This window comes from Erwinia sp. E602 (assembly GCF_018141005.1).
Taxonomy (GTDB): Bacteria; Pseudomonadota; Gammaproteobacteria; order Enterobacterales; family Enterobacteriaceae; genus Erwinia.
This window is the reverse complement of the sequence record NZ_CP046582.1, coordinates 4,777,181-4,798,817: the sequence shown is the minus strand read 5'-3', so window position 1 is coordinate 4,798,817 and position 21,637 is coordinate 4,777,181. Positions and strand designations below refer to the sequence as shown.

Annotated in this window: 18 protein-coding genes; 1 reads left to right on the top strand and 17 read right to left on the bottom strand. The window is 57.4% G+C overall.

What is annotated here, in order from left to right:
• Positions 1 to 108: 108 nt before the first annotated feature.
• From glmU to ravA, 17 genes are all read right to left on the bottom strand, one after another.
• Positions 109 to 1,479 carry a bifunctional UDP-N-acetylglucosamine diphosphorylase/glucosamine-1-phosphate N-acetyltransferase GlmU gene (gene glmU, locus GKQ23_RS23580; protein ID WP_101505546.1) on the bottom strand — a complete coding sequence of 457 codons (1,371 nt, stop codon included), beginning with the start codon at positions 1,477 to 1,479 and terminating at the stop codon, positions 109 to 111.
• A gap of 165 nt (positions 1,480 to 1,644) precedes the next feature.
• The gene (locus GKQ23_RS23575; RefSeq protein WP_056241099.1) at positions 1,645 to 2,064 is read right to left on the bottom strand and encodes a F0F1 ATP synthase subunit epsilon; all 420 of its coding nucleotides are present in this window, start codon (positions 2,062 to 2,064) and stop codon (positions 1,645 to 1,647) included.
• Between the two features lie 74 nt (positions 2,065 to 2,138).
• Positions 2,139 to 3,521, bottom strand: coding sequence for a F0F1 ATP synthase subunit beta (atpD, locus tag GKQ23_RS23570; RefSeq protein ID WP_056241101.1), 1,383 nt, complete (start codon positions 3,519 to 3,521; stop codon positions 2,139 to 2,141).
• A 32-nt stretch (positions 3,522 to 3,553) separates the two neighbouring features.
• Entirely contained in the window at positions 3,554 to 4,423 is an 870-nt protein-coding gene (atpG, locus tag GKQ23_RS23565) for a F0F1 ATP synthase subunit gamma (protein ID WP_056241103.1), read from the bottom strand.
• 54 nt (positions 4,424 to 4,477) lie between these two features.
• Positions 4,478 to 6,019 (bottom strand): F0F1 ATP synthase subunit alpha, encoded by a 1,542-nt coding sequence (gene atpA, locus GKQ23_RS23560; RefSeq protein WP_048917945.1) that lies wholly within the window; start codon positions 6,017 to 6,019, stop codon positions 4,478 to 4,480.
• A 14-nt stretch (positions 6,020 to 6,033) separates the two neighbouring features.
• On the bottom strand, positions 6,034 to 6,567 hold the full coding sequence (gene atpH / locus GKQ23_RS23555) for a F0F1 ATP synthase subunit delta (RefSeq protein ID WP_056241105.1): 534 nt from the start codon (positions 6,565 to 6,567) through the stop codon (positions 6,034 to 6,036).
• 11 nt (positions 6,568 to 6,578) lie between these two features.
• Positions 6,579 to 7,049, bottom strand: coding sequence for a F0F1 ATP synthase subunit B (gene atpF / locus GKQ23_RS23550; protein ID WP_056241107.1), 471 nt, complete (start codon positions 7,047 to 7,049; stop codon positions 6,579 to 6,581).
• 103 nt (positions 7,050 to 7,152) lie between these two features.
• On the bottom strand, positions 7,153 to 7,392 hold the full coding sequence (atpE, locus tag GKQ23_RS23545; protein WP_003849523.1) for a F0F1 ATP synthase subunit C: 240 nt from the start codon (positions 7,390 to 7,392) through the stop codon (positions 7,153 to 7,155).
• Positions 7,393 to 7,442: 50 nt separating this feature from the next.
• The gene (gene atpB / locus GKQ23_RS23540; protein ID WP_056241112.1) at positions 7,443 to 8,258 is read right to left on the bottom strand and encodes a F0F1 ATP synthase subunit A; all 816 of its coding nucleotides are present in this window, start codon (positions 8,256 to 8,258) and stop codon (positions 7,443 to 7,445) included.
• Between the two features lie 8 nt (positions 8,259 to 8,266).
• On the bottom strand, positions 8,267 to 8,647 hold the full coding sequence (gene atpI / locus GKQ23_RS23535; RefSeq protein WP_056241117.1) for a F0F1 ATP synthase subunit I: 381 nt from the start codon (positions 8,645 to 8,647) through the stop codon (positions 8,267 to 8,269).
• A gap of 845 nt (positions 8,648 to 9,492) precedes the next feature.
• Positions 9,493 to 10,113: a 16S rRNA (guanine(527)-N(7))-methyltransferase RsmG gene (gene rsmG, locus GKQ23_RS23530; protein WP_101505547.1), complete on the bottom strand. Its 621-nt coding sequence runs from the start codon at positions 10,111 to 10,113 to the stop codon at positions 9,493 to 9,495.
• Positions 10,114 to 10,162: 49 nt separating this feature from the next.
• A complete protein-coding gene (mnmG, locus tag GKQ23_RS23525; protein WP_056241123.1) occupies positions 10,163 to 12,052 on the bottom strand; it encodes a tRNA uridine-5-carboxymethylaminomethyl(34) synthesis enzyme MnmG in 1,890 nt (629 codons plus the stop codon).
• Positions 12,053 to 12,519: 467 nt separating this feature from the next.
• Positions 12,520 to 12,960 (bottom strand): FMN-binding protein MioC, encoded by a 441-nt coding sequence (mioC, locus tag GKQ23_RS23520; protein WP_056241125.1) that lies wholly within the window; start codon positions 12,958 to 12,960, stop codon positions 12,520 to 12,522.
• A 358-nt stretch (positions 12,961 to 13,318) separates the two neighbouring features.
• Positions 13,319 to 13,780, bottom strand: coding sequence for a transcriptional regulator AsnC (gene asnC, locus GKQ23_RS23515; protein ID WP_056241126.1), 462 nt, complete (start codon positions 13,778 to 13,780; stop codon positions 13,319 to 13,321).
• A 423-nt stretch (positions 13,781 to 14,203) separates the two neighbouring features.
• A complete protein-coding gene (gene ovoA / locus GKQ23_RS23510; RefSeq protein WP_212409552.1) occupies positions 14,204 to 16,351 on the bottom strand; it encodes a 5-histidylcysteine sulfoxide synthase in 2,148 nt (715 codons plus the stop codon).
• A 93-nt stretch (positions 16,352 to 16,444) separates the two neighbouring features.
• On the bottom strand, positions 16,445 to 17,902 hold the full coding sequence (gene viaA, locus GKQ23_RS23505; protein ID WP_212409551.1) for an ATPase RavA stimulator ViaA: 1,458 nt from the start codon (positions 17,900 to 17,902) through the stop codon (positions 16,445 to 16,447).
• Positions 17,899 to 19,392, bottom strand: coding sequence for an ATPase RavA (gene ravA, locus GKQ23_RS23500; protein ID WP_056241134.1), 1,494 nt, complete (start codon positions 19,390 to 19,392; stop codon positions 17,899 to 17,901). Before ravA ends, viaA begins: the two co-directional genes overlap by 4 nt.
• Positions 19,393 to 19,657: 265 nt before the next feature.
• On the opposite strand from ravA, the gene kup reads away from it, so the two are divergent.
• Positions 19,658 to 21,526 (top strand): low affinity potassium transporter Kup, encoded by a 1,869-nt coding sequence (gene kup / locus GKQ23_RS23495; protein WP_056241137.1) that lies wholly within the window; start codon positions 19,658 to 19,660, stop codon positions 21,524 to 21,526.
• Positions 21,527 to 21,637: the final 111 nt, after the last annotated feature.

The following is a 21,637-nucleotide window of genomic DNA, read 5'->3' as shown; positions in this document are numbered from 1 at the left end:
CTGACCTGATTATCCGGTTTTTACCGGTTCCCCGAGCCTTGTAGAGAGTGGGGATTATTTTTATGTTTACTGCCTTTTCCGCACCGGTTCATGCCGGCGCGTGAGAATTTATTTTTTCTTAACCGGGCGCTGCCAGCTGGCGTTGAGCTGCTGCTCTTTACGGTTATAGACCAGCCCGGCCGCCGGCACGTCGCGCATGATGGTGGTGCCGGCGGCGATGGTCACGCCTGCCGCCACGTTGACCGGCGCGATCAGCTGGGTATCCGAGCCGACAAATACATCATCGCCGATGACGGTTTTCGATTTATTGACGCCGTCGTAGTTGCAGGTGATGGTGCCGGCACCGATATTCACGTTGGCACCGATCTCGGCGTCGCCGAGGTAGCTGAGGTGGCCGGCCTTCGAGCCCTTGCCGAGGCGGGCTTTTTTCATCTCAACAAAGTTGCCGACGTGGGCACCTTCCGCCAGCTCGCTGCCGGGGCGCAGGCGGGCAAACGGCCCGACGGTGCAGCCCGCGGCCAGCCCGGCGTCTTCAATCACCGAGTAAGGACTTATCACGCTGTCATCGGCAATCACGCTGTTTTTAATCACACAGCCCGCGCCAATCTGCACGCGATCGCCGAGCGTTACCTTGCCCTCGATGATCACGTTAACGTCGATCAGAACGTCGCGGCCGTGTACCAGCTCACCCCGGAGGTCAAAACGCGCCGGATCCTGCAGCATCACGCCTGCCAGCAGCAGTTTTTCTGCCTGCTCAGCCTGATACACCCGCTCCAGCGTTGCCAGCTGCAGGCGGTTATTGACGCCGTCGGTCTCCGTGGTGCGTGCAGGGTGGACAGCCTCGATGCGGCGGCCCTCCTGATGGGCAAGAGCGATAATGTCGGTAATGTAGTATTCGCCCTGCGCGTTGTTGTTGGTCAACCTGCCGAGCCAGCGCTTCAGATCCGCGCCGTTGGCCAGCAGAATGCCGGTGTTGATCTCGTTAATCAGCAGCTGCGCCGGCGCGGCGTCTTTCTGCTCGATAATACCGGTGACGCTGCCGTTTTCACGGATGATACGGCCGTAGCCGGTCGGGTTATCCAGCACCACGGTCAGCAGACCAATGCCACCTTCAGGTTTCGCCTGCTGCAGGCGCGTCAGCGTCTCTACCGAGATTAGCGGCACGTCGCCGTACAGCATCAGGATGTCTTCGTCATCGGCAAAGTGCGGTGCCGCCTGCTGCATCGCGTGGCCGGTGCCCAGCTGTTCCGCCTGCAGCACCCAGTTCAGCGTGTCGTCGTTCAGCGTGCTCTGCAGCAGCTCGCCGCCGTGGCCGTACACCAGGTTAATGCGGCGTGCGTCCAGCGCGCGGGCAGCATCGATCACGTGTTGAACCATCGGCTTCCCGGCCAGCTTGTGCAGTACTTTTGGCAGGTCAGAGTACATACGGGTTCCTTTACCAGCAGCAAGGATCACCACGCTCATCGGCTTTGCAGACATAAACATCCTGATTGGGGTTGAAGAGAGGAAAGTAAAACGGTTTACCGTTAAGAATACTACATTTTTCTCGGGTCGAAATTAGCTTTCAGACAGGCGGAAGGGGGGGGATCGGGCAAAAAAAATGCCGGGCAGTTTCCTGTCCGGCATTTAGCGCTTAAACCTGAGTTACATCGCTTTTTTGGTCAGCTCAATGACGCGCAGTTTAGCAATGGCTTTCGCCAGCTCTGCGGATGCCATTGCGAAGTCCACGTCGCCGTGTGAGCTGTTCATATGCTCTTCGGCTTTGCGCTTAGCTTCCAGCGCACGGGCTTCATCAAGATCGCTGCCGCGGATCGCGGTGTCAGCCAGCACGGTAACCGCGCCAGGCTGCACTTCCAGCACGCCGCCGGAGAGGTAAATCACCTCTTCGTCGCCGTGCTGCTTAACGATGCGAACCATACCAGGCTTAATGGCAGTCAGGAGCGGGGCGTGGTTAGGGCGAATACCCAGCTCACCTTCGCTGCCTGAAACCTGGATGCTCTGTACCAGCCCGGAGAACATCTGTTGCTCCGCGCTGACCACGTCCAGGTGAAACGTCATAGCCATAGTTAACCTCCCGGTAAACCATCACCCTCTGAGCGCGGGCGGCCTGCGCCGTCCGCACCCGTCAGGGGAGATGATTACAGTTTTTTCGCTTTTTCCACGGCTTCGTCGATCGAACCGACCATGTAGAAAGCCTGCTCTGGCAGATGGTCGAACTCGCCTTCCATGATGCCTTTAAAGCCACGGATGGTATCTTTCAGCGACACGTATTTACCCGGAGAACCGGTGAATACTTCTGCCACGAAGAACGGCTGGGACAGGAAACGCTGCATCTTACGCGAGCGTGCTACCACCAGTTTGTCTTCTTCTGACAGTTCGTCCATACCCAGGATGGCGATGATGTCTTTCAGTTCCTGATAACGCTGCAGCAGTGACTGAACGCCACGCGCGGTGTCATAGTGTTCCTGACCAACAACCAGTGGATCCAGCTGACGGCTGGTAGAATCCAGTGGGTCAACCGCCGGGTAGATACCCAGAGACGCGATCTGACGGCTCAGTACCACGGTCGCATCTAAGTGTGCGAAGGTGGTGGCTGGAGACGGGTCAGTCAGGTCATCCGCAGGGACGTAAACGGCCTGTACGGAGGTGATAGAACCGGTTTTGGTTGAGGTGATACGTTCCTGCAGAACGCCCATCTCTTCCGCCAGCGTTGGCTGGTAACCTACCGCAGAAGGCATACGACCCAGCAGGGCTGATACTTCAGTACCGGCCAGGGTGTAACGGTAGATGTTATCGATGAACAGCAGTACGTCACGACCTTCGTCACGGAACTTCTCCGCCATGGTCAGACCGGTCAGCGCTACGCGCAGACGGTTACCTGGTGGCTCGTTCATCTGGCCATAGACCAGGGACACTTTGTCGATAACGTTGGAGTCAGTCATCTCGTGGTAGAAGTCGTTACCTTCACGGGTACGCTCGCCCACGCCGGCAAATACCGAGAAACCTGAGTGCTCAGCCGCGATGTTACGGATCAGCTCCATCATGTTTACGGTTTTACCTACACCCGCGCCGCCGAACAGGCCAACTTTACCGCCTTTGGCAAACGGACACATCAGGTCGATAACCTTGATGCCGGTTTCCAGCAGTTCCTGCGAGTTAGACTGATCTTCGTAAGAAGGTGCTGAACGGTGAATCGCCCAGCGCTCTTCTTCGCCGATGTCGCCTTTCATATCGATTGGCTCACCCAGCACGTTCATGATACGGCCAAGTGTTGCGGTACCTACAGGTACTTCGATCGGGTGCTCAAGGTCAACTGCTTCCAGGCCACGCTTCAGGCCGTCAGAAGAACCCATGGCGATGGTACGAACCACGCCGCCACCCAGCTGCTGCTGAACTTCCAGCACCAGACGAGCATCACCATTTTTAACCTCAAGGGCGCTGTACACTTGTGGTACTGCGTCCTGAGGGAATTCGACGTCAACTACGGCGCCGATTACCTGGACAATCTTTCCAGTAGCCATCTTGAATCCTCTACCTAATTCATTAAACCTGGTTAAACCGCGGAGGCCCCCGAGACGATCTCGGTAAGTTCCTGGGTGATGCTGGCCTGACGAGCCTTGTTGTATACCAACTGCAGCTCTTTGATCAGGTTTCCGCCGTTATCGGTTGCGGCTTTCATCGCCACCATTCGCGCGGCCTGCTCGCTGGCCAGGTTTTCTACAACACCCTGGTAAACCTGAGACTCGACGTAGCGGCGCAGTAACGTGTCCAGCAGCGCTTTCGGATCCGGTTCATACAGATAGTCCCAGGTACTCTTCTTCACAACGCCTTCCGCGTCATCTGCTGGCGGTAACGGCAGCAGCTGGGCGATCTGTGGAGACTGAGACATGGTGTTGATAAATTTGTTGCTGACGATAAACAGCTTGTCGATACGGCCTTCATCGTATGCCTGCAGCATCACTTTGACCGGGCCGATCAGGTCGGAGAGGGCAGGTTTATCACCCAGACCGTTGACCTGTGCAACCACATTGCCACCGACAGAGCCGAAGAATGACATCCCTTTGGAACCGATAATCGCCATATCACTTTCGACGCCTTTATCAGACCAGGATTTCATATCCGTCAGCACGCGTTTGAACAGGTTAATGTTCAAACCACCACACAGCCCGCGGTCGGTAGATACGACCAGATAGCCGACGCGTTTAACGTCACGATCTTCCAGGTATGGGTGTTTATATTCCAGATTACCTAACGCAATGTGACCAATCACTTTGCGCATGGTCTCTGCATAAGGACGGCTGGCCGCCATGCGTTCTTGCGATTTACGCATTTTGGAGGCGGCGACCATTTCCATCGCTTTGGTGATCTTCTGCGTGTTTTGCACGCTGCCGATCTTACTACGTATCTCTTTTGCGCCGGCCATTAGCTTCTCCTCAAAGCCTTGCGGCCTGCCCCGTAAGGGACAAGCCGCCAGACATTACCAGGACTGGGTTGCTTTAAACGTTTCGAGGAGGCCTTTCAGCTTCTCTTCGATTTCGCCGTTATAGTTACCAGACTGGTTGATATCAGCCATCAGCTCAGCGTGATCGCGATCCGCATAAGCCAGCAGGGCCGCTTCGAAGCTACCGATTTTCGCCAGTTCGACGTCATTCAGGAAGCCACGCTCGGCAGCAAACAGCACCAGACCCTGCTGCGCTACGGACATCGGCGCATACTGTTTCTGTTTCAGCAGCTCGGTCACTTTCTGACCGTGGCTCAGCTGTTTGCGGGTTGCTTCATCCAGATCGGAGGCGAACTGCGAGAACGCCGCCAGTTCACGATACTGTGCCAGCGCGGTACGGATACCACCGGACAGTTTCTTGATGATCTTGGTCTGAGCAGCACCACCTACACGAGATACCGAGATACCCGGGTTAACCGCCGGACGAATACCGGAGTTAAACAGGTTGGTTTCCAGGAAGATCTGACCATCGGTAATCGAGATTACGTTGGTCGGAACGAACGCAGAAACGTCACCCGCCTGGGTTTCGATGATTGGCAGCGCGGTCAGGGAGCCGGTTTTACCTTTCACTTCACCGTTGGTGAAACGCTCGACGTAGTCGGCGCTCACGCGGGAAGCACGCTCCAGCAGACGGGAGTGGAGGTAGAACACGTCGCCAGGGAAGGCTTCACGACCCGGTGGACGGCGCAGCAGCAGAGAAACCTGACGATAAGCAACGGCCTGTTTAGACAGGTCATCGTATACGATCAGCGCGTCTTCACCGCGGTCACGGAAGTATTCACCCATCGCACAACCGGCATACGGTGCCAGGTACTGCAGCGCAGCAGACTCAGATGCGGTTGCAACCACAACGATGGTGTTAGCCAGCGCGTTGTGCTCTTCCAGTTTACGTACCACGTTAGCGATGGTAGACGCTTTCTGGCCGATAGCCACGTACACACATTTGATGCCGGAATCACGCTGGTTGATGATTGCATCGATCGCCATCGCGGTTTTACCGGTCTGACGGTCACCGATGATCAGCTCACGCTGGCCACGGCCGATTGGAATCATCGCATCAACAGATTTGTAGCCGGTCTGTACAGGCTGGTCAACGGACTGACGGTCGATAACGCCCGGTGCAATCACTTCGATCGGCGAGAAGCCGTCGTTGTCGATAGCGCCTTTACCGTCAATAGGAGCACCCAGGGTGTTCACTACGCGACCCAGCAGGCCACGGCCAACCGGTACTTCCAGGATACGGCCAGTACACTTAACCTTCATGCCTTCGGCGAGGTCAGCGTATGGACCCATCACAACTGCACCTACGGAGTCGCGCTCCAGGTTCAGTGCGATGGCATAACGGTTACCAGGCAGGGCGATCATCTCACCCTGCATCACGTCGGCCAGGCCGTTAACGCGAATGATACCGTCACTTACAGAAACGATTGTACCTTCGTTGTGAGCTTCGCTCACTACATTGAACTGAGCAATGCGCTGCTTGATCAGTTCGCTGATTTCGGTGGAATTCAGTTGCATATGCTCCAGTCCCCTTAAGACTGCAAGACGTCGGTAAGGCGCTCAAGACGGCCGCGTACGCTGCCATCAATGACCATATCACCCGCACGGATGATTACGCCTGCCATTACAGACTTATCAATTTTGCAATTCAGCTTAACTTTGCGTGACAGACGTTTTTCCATCGCAGCGCTGATTTTGGTCAGCTGCTCGTCACTTAATGCAGTGGAGGAAATCACCTCAACGTCGGCGGTCGCATCATGTGCGGCACGCAGTTGGATGAACTGCTCCAGTACATCGGCAAGTGCTGGCAAACGTTTGTTTTCAGCCATCACCTTAATCAGGTTCTGACCGGCTTCGTCGAGTTGGTCACCACAGATGGCGATGAAGGCACCAGACAACGCTTCCGGCGCCAGTGCGCCGGAAAGAAGTTCTGTTACCTGTTCATTGCCAGCCACTTCGGCGGCAAATGCCAGCATCTGCTGCCAGCCATCGACGCTTTGATGCTCAACCGCAAAGTCAAAAGCGGCTTTAGCGTAGGGGCGAGCTACGGTAGTAAATTCAGACATCAGCCCCTCCCTTACAGTTCAGCGACCAGTTTATCAACGATGTCGCTGTTAGCAGCTTCATCCACGGAACGTTCAATGATTTTCTCGGCGCCGGCGATTGCCAGCATCGCGACCTGCTTACGCAGCTCTTCACGTGCACGTTTGCGTTCGGCATCAATTTCTGCCTGCGCCTGAGTGACGATCTTGCTACGTTCCTGCTCAGCCTCTGCTTTAGCGTCGTCCAGGATCTGAGCGCGGCGTTTGTTCGCCTGCTCAATAATCACCTGGGCTTCCTCTTTCGCTTTTTTCAGCTGATCGGTCGCATTAGCCTGCGCGAGATCCAGATCTTTCTTGGCACGTTCAGCGGAAGCAAGGCCATCAGCAACTTCTTTCTGGCGCTTTTCAATGGCGGCCATAATCGGCGGCCATACGTACTTCATGCAGAACGCTACAAACAGGATGAACGCGATAGCCTGGCCGAGGATTGTTGCGTTAATGTTCACAGCACAATGCCTCTTGTTAAGTTAACTTTTTCTGCCGCCGTCTCAGACCGCGGCAGAAGCCGTTCATCACCCAGCTTGCACTGCGTGATGAACAATCGGTTCATTACGCGACAGCAAACATCACGTACAGACCCAGACCAACGGCGATCATTGGGATTGCATCCACCAGACCCATTACAACAAAGAACTGCGTGCGCAGCAGAGGAATCAGATCCGGTTGGCGCGCGGCGCCTTCCAGGAATTTGCCTCCGAGGATGCCGATACCGATTGCAGCACCGATTGCCGCCAGGCCCATCATCACAGCGGCAGCCATGTACAGCAGATCCATATTCAGGTTTTCCATGACAGTCTCCAGTTTGTTTCAGTTAAAACGCAGTAGTGTTGAGAAAAAAATCAATGTTCTTCAGATGCCATCGACAGATAGACAATCGTTAAGACCATGAAAATGAAAGCCTGTAGCGAAATGATCAGGATGTGGAAAATGGCCCATGGCACATTCAGAACCCACTGTGACCACCACGGCAACAGACCGGCAATCAGGATAAAAATCAATTCACCCGCATACATGTTTCCGAACAGTCGCAGACCCAGAGAAACTGGTTTGGACAGCAGGCTCACACCTTCCAGAATCAGGTTGATCGGAATGAAAACAGGGTGATTGAAGGGTTGCATCGTCAGCTCTTTGGTAAAGCCGCCAATACCTTTCATCTTGACGCTGTAGAACAGAATCAAAATAAATACGCCAAGCGCCATCGACAACGTGATGTTCACGTCAGCAGAAGGCACCACACGCAGCGCTGGCAGGCCAAACACGTGCTCGCCGATGTACGGCAGCAGGTCGATTGGCAGCAGGTCCATGAAGTTCATCAGGAACACCCAGACGAAGATCGTCAGGGCCAGCGGAGCGATTACTTTGCTTTTACCGTGGTACATGTCGCGCACGTTGTCGTCAACAAAACCGACAACCAGCTCGATAGCGGCCTGGAATTTGCCCGGCACGCCGCTGGTTACTGACTTCGCAACGCTGCGGAACAGCACCAGGAACAGAACTCCCAGCACCACAGAGAAAAACATGGAGTCGATATTTAAAGTCCAGAACGTCGCCGGAGCGTCGTGCTTCACTAGCTCGAAGGTACGCAGGTCCAACTGAAGGTGCGTCAGATGGTGACCTATGTATTCTTGCGGCGTAGAGATTTCTCCTGCAGCCATGATGCCTCTTACCCTTTGTTGTTAATTACAGCCGGTGCGACGATTTGTACTATCACCACCGATAACCAGGCCAGTCCCAGCGGCATAAAGGCCGCCTTAAACACGCCTAACGCCACCATCAGAATCACTATCGTTACCGTCACCTTCAACGCTTCACCCAGAGCGAACGTCCAGGCCAGCCTTCCCGTGACTTCGTGTCCCGCCTGGTGGCGCCAGGCAAAAATCATAAACAACACGTTCGGCAGCCAGGCCGCCACGCCACCCGCTAAGGCGGATAAGCCCCAGGTCAACTCTTTCAGGGCAAACAGCGCTCCGATCAAGACCAGGGTCCCCAGCTGCAACATCAGCACGGTTCGGGCAAATTTCACTCTGTAAAGGGACACTGACATGACGCTGAAACTCTCCTGCCCCGAGGGGATGTCGCGTGTCGTATCACGCTGCCCGCGCTCGCGCGAGTCAAGCAGCAAAAAACGTGCAAATTATACGGTGCGCACCTGTGATTTCAATGGATAAGTCGAGAAAAGGTGAACAATTATTTAAATTTCTTTCGAGTTCGCTATTTTTGCAAAGCGGCAACTTCCGTCCTGGCCGACCCTTTGCATGTAATTCAAGGTGCTATTTGCTCATAAAGCGTGCGTAAGATCACAATTCAGTAATGTTATTGCGGATAATTATTCTGGTATTTGTCAGTTTTTAGTTTAAACAGTGTTAATATTTTCATTAAATTCAACAAGATAGACTTATTAAATTTAAAAACGGTTGGTTATCTTGATAAAAACCTTTCATTGACATCCGTAGCAAATATTTAACACCGCCAATGCTATTACTCACGCCAACTTATTACGCGCTCATATTTTCATGCGTGACTAATGTCTCGGGTAAAATGGCTGAAAAAAGTGACACTCATGATAATGAATTGTGAATCAGCCGTTAAATGTAACCAAGGCTTGCAGATCGTGTCTGTCGGCAGATTTAATGTCAACGCGGCTGCTGCGTCCACCTCTTTCTCACATTTTCATCCTGAATCTCGCTTCTGTCTGCCCCCTGCCCTCTTCTGCACACGCGGATAAAAGATCGCACTTTTCAACGGATACCCGCCATCGGCGCTTTTACGTCGGCCGGTTAAGGAAGATTAAGACCGTTCAGAGGAAAAAAAGCGGTCAACGTGCAGGTTGCTGACCGCTTTGATGATCGGGCCGCGCAATCAGCACGATTTTGTCGGGCCCGACGCGGGTCAGGGTTTGCGGGTCAGCACCAGCAGATGCCGCTCACCTTCCAGCTCAGGCACCTGCAGTTGTGCCACCTTTTCCAGGCTGAAACCGGCCGGCAGGCTGTCCAGTTCGTCCTGCGGCACCACGCCTTTCAGCGCATAAAAACGCCCCTGCGGCCCCGGCAGGTGGTGGCACCAGCTGAGCATATCGTGCAGCGAGGCGAAAGCCCGGCTGATCACCCCGTCAAACGGCGGCTCGGCCGGAAATGCCTCAACGCGGCTCTGCACCGGCGTAATGTTGTCCAGCTTCAGCTCGTGCTGTACCTGCTTAAGGAAGCGAATGCGTTTCCCCAGGCTGTCCAGCAGGGTGAAGTGGCTGTCCGGGCGTACGATCGCCAGCGGAACGCCGGGCAGGCCCGGGCCGGTGCCGACGTCGATAAAACGCTGGCCGGTCAGGTGGGGTTCCACCACCACGCTGTCGAGGATATGGCGCACCAGCATCTGCTCCGGGTCACGCACCGAGGTCAGGTTGTAGGCTTTGTTCCATTTGTGCAGCAGTTCAACATAGCCGACCAGCTGCTGTTTCTGCTGTTCGGAGAGTTCAATACCGGCTTTGCGCAGCAGAGCAGAGAGTTTATTAATCACGTGGGTTCGCTTCCGTCGAAAGGCCGGGTTGCCCCGGCCTGAGAGCAGGTTACGCGCTTTTGCGCAGTAAGCCCTGCTTTTTGAGATAAATCAGCAGGATCGAAATCGCCGCCGGGGTGATCCCGGAGATGCGGCCAGCCTGGCCAATCGATCCCGGTTTGTGATCGTTGAGTTTGGCGATCACTTCGTTGGAGAGGCCGCTTACCTGGCGGTAGTCGAGGTCGACCGGCAGCAGGGTGTTCTCGTTGCGCAGCTGGCGGTCGATCTCCTCCTGCTGGCGGGCGATGTAGCCTTCGTACTTCACCTGGATCTCAACCTGATCGGCCGCTTCAGCATCATCCAGCGCCGGCGCGTAGGCGCTGAGGCCCGTCAGCAGGCGGTAGGTCATCTCCGGACGACGCAGCAGATCTTCGCCGCTGGCCTCTTTGGTCAGCGGTGCGCTGAGTGCGCCGTTGATCTCGGTCACCGATTCGGTTTTCGGGTGTACCCAGATGTCACGCAGGCGCTGACGCTCCAGCTCGATGCGCTCCAGCTTCTGGTTAAAGCGTGCCCAGCGGGCGTCGTCGACCAGGCCCAGCTCGCGGCCGGCGGCGGTCAGGCGCATATCGGCGTTGTCTTCACGCAGCATCAGGCGGTATTCCGCGCGTGAGGTAAACATACGGTACGGCTCTTTGGTACCAAGGGTGCAGAGGTCGTCGACCAGCACGCCCAGATAGGCCTGATCGCGACGCGGCGCCCAGCCCTCTTTGTCGGCCGAGTAGCGTCCGGCGTTCAGGCCGGCCAGCAGGCCCTGTGCCGCCGCTTCTTCATAGCCGGTGGTGCCGTTAATCTGACCGGCAAAGAACAGACCCTGAATATATTTGCTTTCCAGCGTCGGCTTCAGGTCGCGCGGGTCGAAGTAATCGTACTCAATCGCGTAGCCAGGACGGATAATTTTGGCGTTTTCCATCCCCTGCATTGAGCGGACGATCTGCATCTGTACGTCAAACGGCAGGCTGGTGGAGATGCCGTTCGGGTAAATTTCGTTGCTGGTCAGTCCTTCCGGCTCAAGGAAGATCTGATGGGCGTTTTTATCGGCAAAACGCATCACCTTGTCTTCGATCGACGGGCAGTAGCGTGGACCGATCCCTTCGATCACCCCGGCGTACATCGGGCTGCGATCGAGGTTGTTGCGGATCACCTCATGGGTTTTTTCGTTGGTGTAGGTGATCCAGCACGGCACCTGACGCGGATGCTGGCTGACGTCGCCCATAAACGAGAACACCGGCAGCGGCGTGTCGCCGTGCTGCGGGGCCAGCACGCTGAAGTCGATGGTACGCGCATCGATGCGCGGCGGCGTACCGGTTTTCAGGCGGCCCACGCGCAGCGGCAGCTCACGCAGACGCTGAGACAGGGAAATCGACGGCGGATCGCCGGCACGGCCACCGCTGTAGTTATCCATGCCGATATGAATTTTACCGTCGAGGAAGGTGCCTACGGTGAGTACCACTGACCTGGCGCGGAACTTCAGGCCCATCTGGGTCACGGCACCGACCACCCGATCGTTTTCGACGATCAGATCCTCAACCGCCTGCTGGAAGATCATCAGGTTCGGCTGATTCTCCAGCGCGGTGCGTACCGCCTGACGATAGAGCACGCGGTCGGCCTGCGCACGGGTCGCCCTGACGGCAGGCCCTTTGCTGGCGTTTAGTATCCTAAACTGGATGCCGGCCTGGTCAATGGCGTGTGCCATCAGGCCACCCAGTGCGTCCACTTCTTTAACCAGATGTCCTTTCCCGATGCCGCCGATCGCCGGGTTGCAGGACATCTGCCCCAGCGTGTCGATGTTGTGGGTTAATAACAGGGTTTGCTGACCCATCCGGGCAGCGGCCATCGCGGCTTCTGTCCCCGCATGACCACCACCGATTACGATGACGTCAAAAGGATCTGGATAAAACATGGTACTGCACCTCGCGGTTTGTGCGAATGAAGGGGGATCGTTGTCCGGGGCGTGGATTCTACTCAACTTTAGCGGACGGTGAAAGCGTCGGGATCCCTGGGTATTAAAAAGAAGATCTTTTTTATTTAAAGATCTCTTTGTTAGATCTTTCTATTAGGATCGTCGATCTCTGTGGATAAGCCTGATTAGCCGATAACGATCAACCGATTAGAGACGATCGTTAGCTGTGAATGATCGGTGATCCTTTCGCGTATAAGCTGGGATCAAAATAGGTACTTATGCACAGGCTCAGGAAAGCACCTGGGTTGTTATTGGGATAACCACCGGTTTTCACCGGGTAATTCGTTATGTTATCCACAGATAAGCGGTGCGAAAATGGACAAAAAAGGACAATATTTACAAAACTCACGATCGAAAAGGCACGTTTTCTGAGGATCCACCCACCGATCGCGGGCAGATCCTGGTGCTCAGATCAGCGCTTTCCAGCTTTCAACCCATTCACCGGCCGGATCTTCCGGAATCTCATGCTGCAGCACGTCGATCTTAAAGACGTCACCAATACGTGATGCGCCCAGTGAGATCAGCAGATCGTCAAACAGATCGATCGCACCGCAGAACAGGTCATATTCGCGGTTGCCAATACCCACCGCACCGTAGCGCAGCTGGCTGAGGTCCGGCTGCTGTTCTTTTATAGCGTCAAACAGCGGCAGGATGTTATCCGGCAGTTCTCCTGCGCCGTGGGTAGAAGCCACCAGCAGCCAGATCCCCTCCATCTTTAGCTCTTCCAGCTCCGGGCCGTGCAGCGTCTCGGTAGAAAAACCGGCTTCTTCCAGTTTCTCTGCCAGATGATCGGCAACATATTCTGCGCTGCCTAAGGTGCTGCCACTGATTAAGGTAATGTCGGCCATGAGGGGATCCCTGAGTCGTAAAGGCGGGCATTGTACCCTGTGATCACCCTGGGATCTACCTGTGGGTAAGTAGGGGTATTCATTCTGTTGGGCACCTGGCTCACTTGCCATTTCCGCCTCGGGCAGTGCTCGCATCCTCACGTACATGAGTACGCTCCGGGTGCTGCGCGCTGGCCGAAGCGAAACTGGCTGCGCCGCCGACGGTGCAGCCGCCTGTTAGATCTGTTTCAGTAAGATATGTTTCAAAGAAGAGGGACTGTAAAAGGGGCTAATGAGAAGATCCTTTTCTCAATGTCATTGGGGCGTTTTATCTGGCTGATTTATGCCAGAAATGGCTGTGGATAATGTTATGCACCGATCAGGGTTTGATCGGGCGCATGATCGGGTTTTGCAGGGAGATCAGGGTTTCGGTGGACTGGATTTCATCAATGGTCTGCACCTTGTTGATCAGTACCTGCTGCAGGTGGTCGATGGAGCGGCACATTACCTTGATGAAGATGCTGTAGTGGCCGGTGGTGTAGTAGGCCTCGACCACTTCATCCAGCGCTTCCAGCCGCGCCAGCGCGGACGGGTAGTCTTTGGCGCTCTTTAAGATGATGCCGATAAAGCAGCAGACGTCGTAGCCCAGCTGTTTGGGATCAATGTCTACCCGGGTGCCTTTGATGATGCCAGCCTGCTTCATCTTCTCTACCCGCACGTGGATGGTGCCCGGGCTGACGTTGAACTGTTTGGCCAGTTCGGCGTAGGCGATGCGGGCATTGTCCAGCAGCGCGTTGAGGATGCCGCGATCGAGGTTATCGGGTTGCAGGGTGTCGGCCATGGTCACTCCGGTTAGGGATTGTTCAGTGTTTAAGGGGATAATGTGCAGGAAATAAGGGAAATTGACAATAAAATTGCCGGAATAACAGTGGGAAGCTTTTAAAAGCAAAAAGCAAAAAGCAAAAAGCAAAAAGCAAAAAACGTTGTCTGCTGCTGGAATGTGGCAGCTTCAGGGAGCCTGTCCACTCCGTAAAGACGCAAAAAACGTCTTCCATGACGGCTCAGCACGGGCCGTCCGTGGCCCGTGATGCTTTACTCCGTGGACAGGCTCCCTTCGCTTTACGGTTTGTGTTGTCTGAAGGAAGGGCACCGTTAGCCCCGTGCCCGGTTCAGGTTGCCTGCCAGGATCCTGACAGGCTCCCTTCGCTTTACGGTTTGCGTCGCCTGCAGGATCTTTAAAAACCTGCTGGCTAACAGCTAACAGCTAACGCTTACGCTTACGCCAGACGGTCAGCTGCGCCACCGTGTGCTGGTATTTGCGGGCGGTTTCGCGGATCACGAAGGGCAGATCCTGCGGTGGAGCGATCTCTTCATAATCGGCCGCCAGCAGCCGCTGCAGCGCCTGGTAAGTGGAGAGCGCCTCGCCGTTCTCGCGCACGCCGCCCAGCCAGTTCTCCTTCGGCGTAAACTCTTCCAGCCAGGTGTAAGGCGAGGAGAGCATCAGCACGCCGCCGGGGCGAAGCATGGCGGTGATGTCCTGCAGGAAGCGTTTCGGCTGGCGCAGCCGGTCGATCAGGTTAGACGCCAGCACCAGATCGTAGCTCTCCGGCTGCGGCTTCAGGTTGCAGGCGTCGCCCTGTACAAACTGAATGCGGCCGGCCTGTTCGCTGCTGATGCCGATATCCTTCAGCCGCACCTGTCGGTACTCAACCAGGTCGCCCTCTTCCTGAGTGACGTAACGGAAGTCCTCACCGCGGGTCAGCTGCAGCGCCACGTCGATAAAGCGCGCCGAGTAGTCCATCCCCACCACCTGCTCAAAGTGGCGGGCCAGTTCAAAGCTGGCGCGGCCGGTGGCGCAGCCGATATCCAGCGCACGCTGGCGCTTGTCGGTCAGGCCGCTGGCGATCTCCACCAGCGTTTTGGCATAGTTGCCGACGCCGAAGTACTGCGGGCCGTACTGGAAGTCGAGGTACTGCGACACCATGCTGTCGGTTTCGTAGGGGTTGAGGGTCATGGTCTCCTGGTGGCGTGAGACCACGTAGCGGAAGCCTGCGTGCTGGAAAAAGTGGCGGCGGAAGGCGTAGCGCGAGGATTTCAGCGCCTCGTTGCCGGTGGAGATCCAGCTGCCGCCTTTGATCAGCGAGTGCTTGCCGTCAAAGGTCGGGGTGGAGAAGTCGTCGTACAGTGGGTGCACGCGGAAGCCTTCCAGGCCGTTGATCGGCGTGGTGGTCCATTGCCAGACGTTGCCGATCAGATCAAAAAACTCGCCCTGAGGGAAACGATCGACCGCGCAGGAGGAGGCCCAGCGGGCAAGGTTGATATTGCCTGGCGCTTCATCCCACTCAGGCTGATCGCCCGGCACCTGCTCACGCAGCAGCAGCCATTCGCACTCGGCGGGCAGCTGCACCGGTTCGCCGGTCTGCTCCGCCTTCCAGCGGCAGAACGCCGCTGCCTCCAGCTGGTTGACCTCGGCGGGCCAGTCCCACGGCATCGGTACCTCTTCGGTCATCAGCCGCAACTTAAGCGCGTCGGGCGCGGTGGCATCTCCCACCCAGAAGGTCGGCATCGTGGCGTTAGCAAATTCGCACCAGCCCCAGCCTTCATCGTCCCACCAGCGGCGGGTGCGGTAGCCGCCGGCGGCAACAAAGTCGTAGTATTCGGCATTGCTGACCAGCATCCGGCTGGCCTGGAACGGCTGCACCTGGTGGAGCTGGTGACCATATTCGTTATCCCAGCCGTAGGTGTCGTCGGTTTTGCCCTGGCTGACCGTACCGCCTGCCAGGGTAATCAGGCTGTTGTGCGGCACGCTGTGGCGGTCATGGCGCGCGTCCGTGCAGGCCGGCCAGTGCGGCTGCGGCTGTACCCACTGCACCGGCAGCTGGCGGATCAGTACGCTGGAGGTTTCAAGGTGGATGCGCTCATGTTCGATGCCCATCAGGATCACCCACGCCGGGCTGTCCCAGCCGATCGGCAGGGTCAGCGGCATCTCCTGAATAAACTGCTCCACCCGGCTGCGCACCTTGCCGCGATAGTCGCGCAGCTCGGCCAGCGTTGGCCACGCGTAGTGGCTGGTGTCCAGATCGTCCCAGCTCATCTCATCGACGCCGATCGCCATCATCGCTTCAATCGGATCGTCAATCCGCTGGTCGATCAGCTGCCCGGCCATCAGCTTGTTAATGTAGAAGGTGGCGGTGTGGCCGTAGTAGAAGATCAGCGGATGGCGCAGCGGGATCGCCTTGGTGTAGTAAGCGCGTTCGTCGGCCAGGCAGTCAAACAGGCTCTCATACAGTTCCCAGGTCTGGCGGAAGTAAGCGAGCAACTGCTGGCGTTTTTGTTCTGCGTTATCGCCGCTTAACAGCAGTGTACGGGTGGCGGCGGGTAACCCGCTCGGTTTTGTCGGTTGTGCAGTCACAAGGTGCTCCAGTCGGGCCTGATGGAAAAAAACAATCTTATGACTATAGCAGATGGCTTTTGCCGTTTTTATGCAATGGACAACGGGCGGGGTTTAGCGCTGCCAGCGGCGCAGCAGGCGGCTTTTCAGCCCGGTGTCGAAGCGCCAGATATGGTCGAAGATGCGCATAATGCCGGGTTTTCCATGATCGGACATGGCAACCGCATGGAAACGCTGATGCTGCTGCTGCTGGTGGTCGCGGGTGCGTTTCACCAGCGCCTCCGGCAGGCGCTGGGCGATAAAGTCGGAGAGGATCACCGCGTCGGCATCCTTCCAGGCGGTGCTGGCCAGCTTTTGCAGCACCGCATCCAGGCAGGCGGCGAGATCGGTGCCGCCGCGAAAGCGCTGGCTGAGAAAACGGATTGCCTGGCTGATGCCGTCGCCGGCGGTCAGCTCATAGCTGATTACCTGATCGGCGAACAGCATGATATGGCAGCGGCGGTTGTCGGCCAGCGCCACTTTCAGCAGCGCGAGGCAGAAGGCTTTGGCGCAGCGTTCGTTAAAGCCACCCATTGAGCCGGAGGTATCCACGCAGACGATGAACGGGCCGCGCGGCTGTTGATCGTGGTGCTGATGGGTCACCGGGCGCAGGGTTACTTTGTCATGCCAGCTCTCCCCCTGCAGGCGATAGGTCAGCAGCCTTTTCTCTACCAGCCGGCGGTAGAACTCCATCTCCAGCTCGCTGATGCCGAGGGTGGCCAGCTCCGGCGGCAGCAGGCGCAGAATATCGTCGCTCTGATGCAGTCCGTTCACCTCTTCCGGCACGCTTTCCGGCTCGCGCACCAGCTGGTGGAACGGCTCCGGCGGGGCCTCTTCCGCCAGTACCGCTTTCGCCTCGCGGCTGCGGCCCAGCTGTTCGGCCAGCTTCAGCAGCTCCGGCTGCCCGGCAAGGAAATCACCGTACTGGACGATCAGCTGATAATCACCGCGCTGCAGCGTGCCGCGGGTCATATCCCACAGTCGCCCGGCGGCGGCGTCATCATCGCCCAGCACCGGGGCCAGCTGGCCGCTCATCGCCAGCCGCTGCTGCAGCTCGGCCAGCAGTTTTTCCCGCTCCTGCTCCAGCAGCTGCTGGTTCAGCGTCAGGGTCTGCAGCGTCAGGCTCAGCCGCCAGCGCTGCAGAAACAGCGTCTGCTGGGCAACGCTGACCTGCTGGATATCGCTGTGTTCGGTCAGCTGGCGGGCCTGTTCGGCGAAGGGTGAGTGCTGCTGGGTCAGCCAGTCGAGCAGCGCGGGCAGCTGCGCGCTGAAGGAGGCCTGACTCAGGGTCTGGCAGTCGCGAAAGCGGGTAAATTCGATTTCCAGATCGTCCGGCACCGCGGTGCTTTTCATCTGCTGCAGCACTTCGGCCTTCCACTGCGGCAGGTCGCGGGTGAGGGCCGATTTCAGTTTGGGGAATTTTTTAAAGAAGCTGGACAGCTGCGGGGAGGCCAGCAGCGAGATCGCCAGCTCCTCAATCAGCTCGGTCTCGCTGACCGCGAGGAACATGCTCAGCGTGTCCAGCGAAATCACTGGCGTGCCTGCTTCAGTTGTTCAGCCACCTGCTGCAGGCTCTCTTCGATACGTGCCAGCCAGTCGTCGCTGATAAACAGGCAGCGGTGGTGCTGGCTGAACAGCGTGCGCTGGGCGTGCAGCTGCGTATCCAGCGCGTCCAGCGCCTGCACGATCTCTTCCGGCAGCCCCTGCTGCGGCTTACCGGGCAGCATCAGGCGGGTGGACTGCAGGCTGACGTCGCGCAGGGTCAGGCAGTCGTTGCCGTCCACGTGCAGGTCGAGCGGCTGGGCAAAGCCGATACCGTTGAGTTTGCCGCGCACCTCGCCGCCCTTCTGCAGCCAGTGCTGCAGCGCTTCGCGGGTCAGGGTGAGATGGCTGACCTGCATATCGTGCAGCACCAGCGGTTTTTGCAGCATCAGCGTCAGCGACTCTGCGGCCAGCGTTGCCGGCAGTTCATAGTGCGGCTTGCGGCTGAACATGCCGCCGTGTTTCTCCAGCCGGATCGCCTGCTCCACGCTCTGCTGCTGTTGCAGCGCCAGGCGGCGGGCGTTGACCTGCTGCAGTTTAATCAGCAGCGGCTGCTGCTGCCAGGCCTGCTGGGTCAGCAGGTTGTCGATCTCCCGGTCGAGCAGCTTCATTGAGGCTACGTCGTGCCACAGGCAGTCCTTCAGCAGGATCAGGTCAATCGGCGCAATGGTACTGCGCCCGCTGTAGAAGGCGCTGGCCTGCAGCAGATGGATGGCTTTTTTCCAGCGGCGGTCGGAGATATAGGGCGCTTCCGGCTGGTTTTCCAGCAGCTGGCGCAGCTGAAAAATCAGCTCAAAGACATCATCCGGCAGGCTGACCTTAGTGATACCCTGCTGCCACGCCAGATACTCTTCATCGCTGATGCACAGCGAATCGGTAACCGGATTCTGGTTTTCATCCTGCTGGTGGGTAAGCAGGCTGCGGAAGTTCTGTTTTTCATGCACGTTATCCAGCCACAGGCGGATCAGCATGCGGTCATACAGCGCTTCCAGACCGCTGTCGGCTTCCGGCAGTTCGTTAGAGGCGGTGACCAGCAGGCGCATGGGGATTTTTTCTTCGCTGTCGCCGTTGCGGAAGCGGCGTTCGTTGATGGCGGTGAGCAGGGTATTCAGAATCGCCGGGCCGGCTTTCCAGATCTCATCAAGGAACACAATTTCCGCGTCGGGCAGGTAGCCCTTAGTCAGGCGTTGATAGCGGCCTTCATCCTTCAGCGCCTGAATCGACAGCGGGCCAAACACCTCTTCCGGGGTGGAGAAGCGGGTCATCAGGTATTCAAAGGCGCGGGCGTTGCGGAACGCATACTTCAGGCGGCGGGCGATCAGGCTTTTGGCGATGCCCGGTGGCCCAAGCAAAAAGACGCTTTCCCCGCACAGCGCCGCCAGCAGGCACAGGCGAATGGCGTGATGGCGTTCGTAGAGACCTTTCTCCAGCGCATTGCTGAGGCGGGCAATACGTTCCGCCAGTAAATGAGGCTGAGCCATAATAAAACATTCATCCTTTTTGTACGGTCTGGCCAGCCCGGTGGCTGGCGAGCGCAAACACTACTGGCTATGATGCTTGAAAGTGCGGATTGCAGTCAGCTCTTTTATTATCAAAGGGTGACACGAGCCAGCTAAGCGTGCGATTTTACGCGGCGACCGTGCAATTCAGGATCGGCTTTTTTTCTCAATCGTGCATACTGTGCGCCGTTTGAGGATCTGACGCTGTACGCAATCCCGCGTAACTCAGCAAAAAAAAGACAAAACTATGAGCTCTGACAAGAAGCAGTCCCTTGGCGCCGTGACGCTGGCCGCCATCGGCGTGGTGTACGGTGATATTGGCACCAGCCCGTTGTATACCCTGCGCGAGTGCCTCTCCGGGCAGTTCGGTTTTGGCGTTGAGCGCGACGCGGTGTTTGGCTTTCTGTCGCTGATTTTCTGGCTGCTGGTGCTGACGGTATCACTGAAATATATCAGCTATGTAATGCGCGCCGATAACGCCGGTGAGGGGGGGATTCTGACGCTGATGTCGCTGGCCGGCCGCAACACCGGCGGGCGGGCCACCGCCATTCTGGTGATTATGGGGCTGATCGGCGGCAGCTTCTTCTATGGCGAAGTGGTGATTACCCCGGCGGTGTCGGTGCTGTCGGCGATAGAGGGGCTGGAGATCGCCGCCCCGTCGCTGGACAGCTATATTGTGCCGCTGGCGATCGCCGTGCTGACCCTGCTGTTTGTTATTCAGAAACACGGCACCGGCCTGGTCGGCAAACTGTTCGCGCCGGTGATGCTGCTGTGGTTTATCGTGCTGGCGCTGCTTGGCGCACGTAGCATTATAAACAACCCGGAAGTGCTGCAGGCGATGAATCCTTACTGGGCGCTGCACTTCTTCTTTGAGTACAAATCGGTCTCCTTCTTTGCGCTGGGCGCGGTGGTGCTGGCAATCACCGGGGTGGAGGCGCTGTATGCCGATATGGGTCACTTCGGTAAATTCCCGATCCGCCTGGCGTGGTTTATTGTCGTGCTGCCGTCGCTGGTGCTCAACTATTTTGGCCAGGGGGCGCTGCTGCTGAAACACCCGGAGGCGATTAAAAACCCGTTCTTCCTGCTGGCCCCGGACTGGGCGCTGATACCGATGCTGATCCTCGCCACGCTGGCCACGGTGATCGCCTCGCAGGCGGTGATTTCCGGCGTGTTCTCGCTGACCCGCCAGGCGGTGCGGCTGGGCTATCTGCCGCCGATGCGCATCATCTACACCTCCGAACAGGAGTCCGGGCAGATCTATATTCCGGTGATCAACTGGCTGCTGTTCGTCTCGGTGGTGATTGTGATTGTCGGCTTCAAACACTCCAGTAACCTGGCGGCGGCCTACGGTATCGCGGTAACCGGCACCATGGTGCTGACGGCGATTCTGGCCAGCACGGTGGCGATTAAAAACTGGCACTGGAACCGCTGGCTGGTGGTGATGCTGCTGGTGGGGATGCTGTGCATCGACGTGTCGCTGTTCTCGGCCAACCTGGTGAAACTGCTCTCCGGCGGCTGGCTGCCGCTGACGCTGGCGCTGATGATGTTTGTGGTGATGACCACCTGGAAGAGCGAGCGTTTCCGCCTGCTGCGCCGGATGCACGAGCACGGCAATTCGCTGGAGGCGATGATCGCCTCGCTGGAAAAATCCCCGCCGGTGCGCGTGCCGGGTACCGCGGTCTATATGTCGCGGGCGATTAACATCATCCCGTTTGCCATGCTGCATAACCTCAAGCACAACAAGGTGCTGCACGAACGGGTGGTGCTGCTGACCCTGCGCACCGAGGACGTGCCCTACGTGCATAACGTCAGGCGGGTGACCATCGAGCAGCTGTCACCGACCTTCTGGCGGGTGGTGGCCAGCTACGGCTGGCGTGAAACGCCTAACGTCGAGGAAATTTTCCACCGCTGCGGGCTGGAAGGGCTGAACTGCCGGATGATGGAGACCTCGTTCTTTATGTCCCACGAATCGCTGATTATCGGCAAACGCCCGTGGTACCTGCGCCTGCGCGGCAAACTGTTTATGGCGCTGCAGCGTAACGCCCTGCGCGCGCCGGATCAGTTTGAGATCCCGCCTAACCGGGTGATTGAGCTGGGGACGCAGGTGGAAATCTGACGCTGCTGTTCTGCCAGGTGCGCCTGGCAGAACAGGGGCTAAACCAGTACCGCTCGTAAAGCCGGAAGCCAGGATAACATCGTCGCGCTGACTCATCAGAGCCGCCGCGGC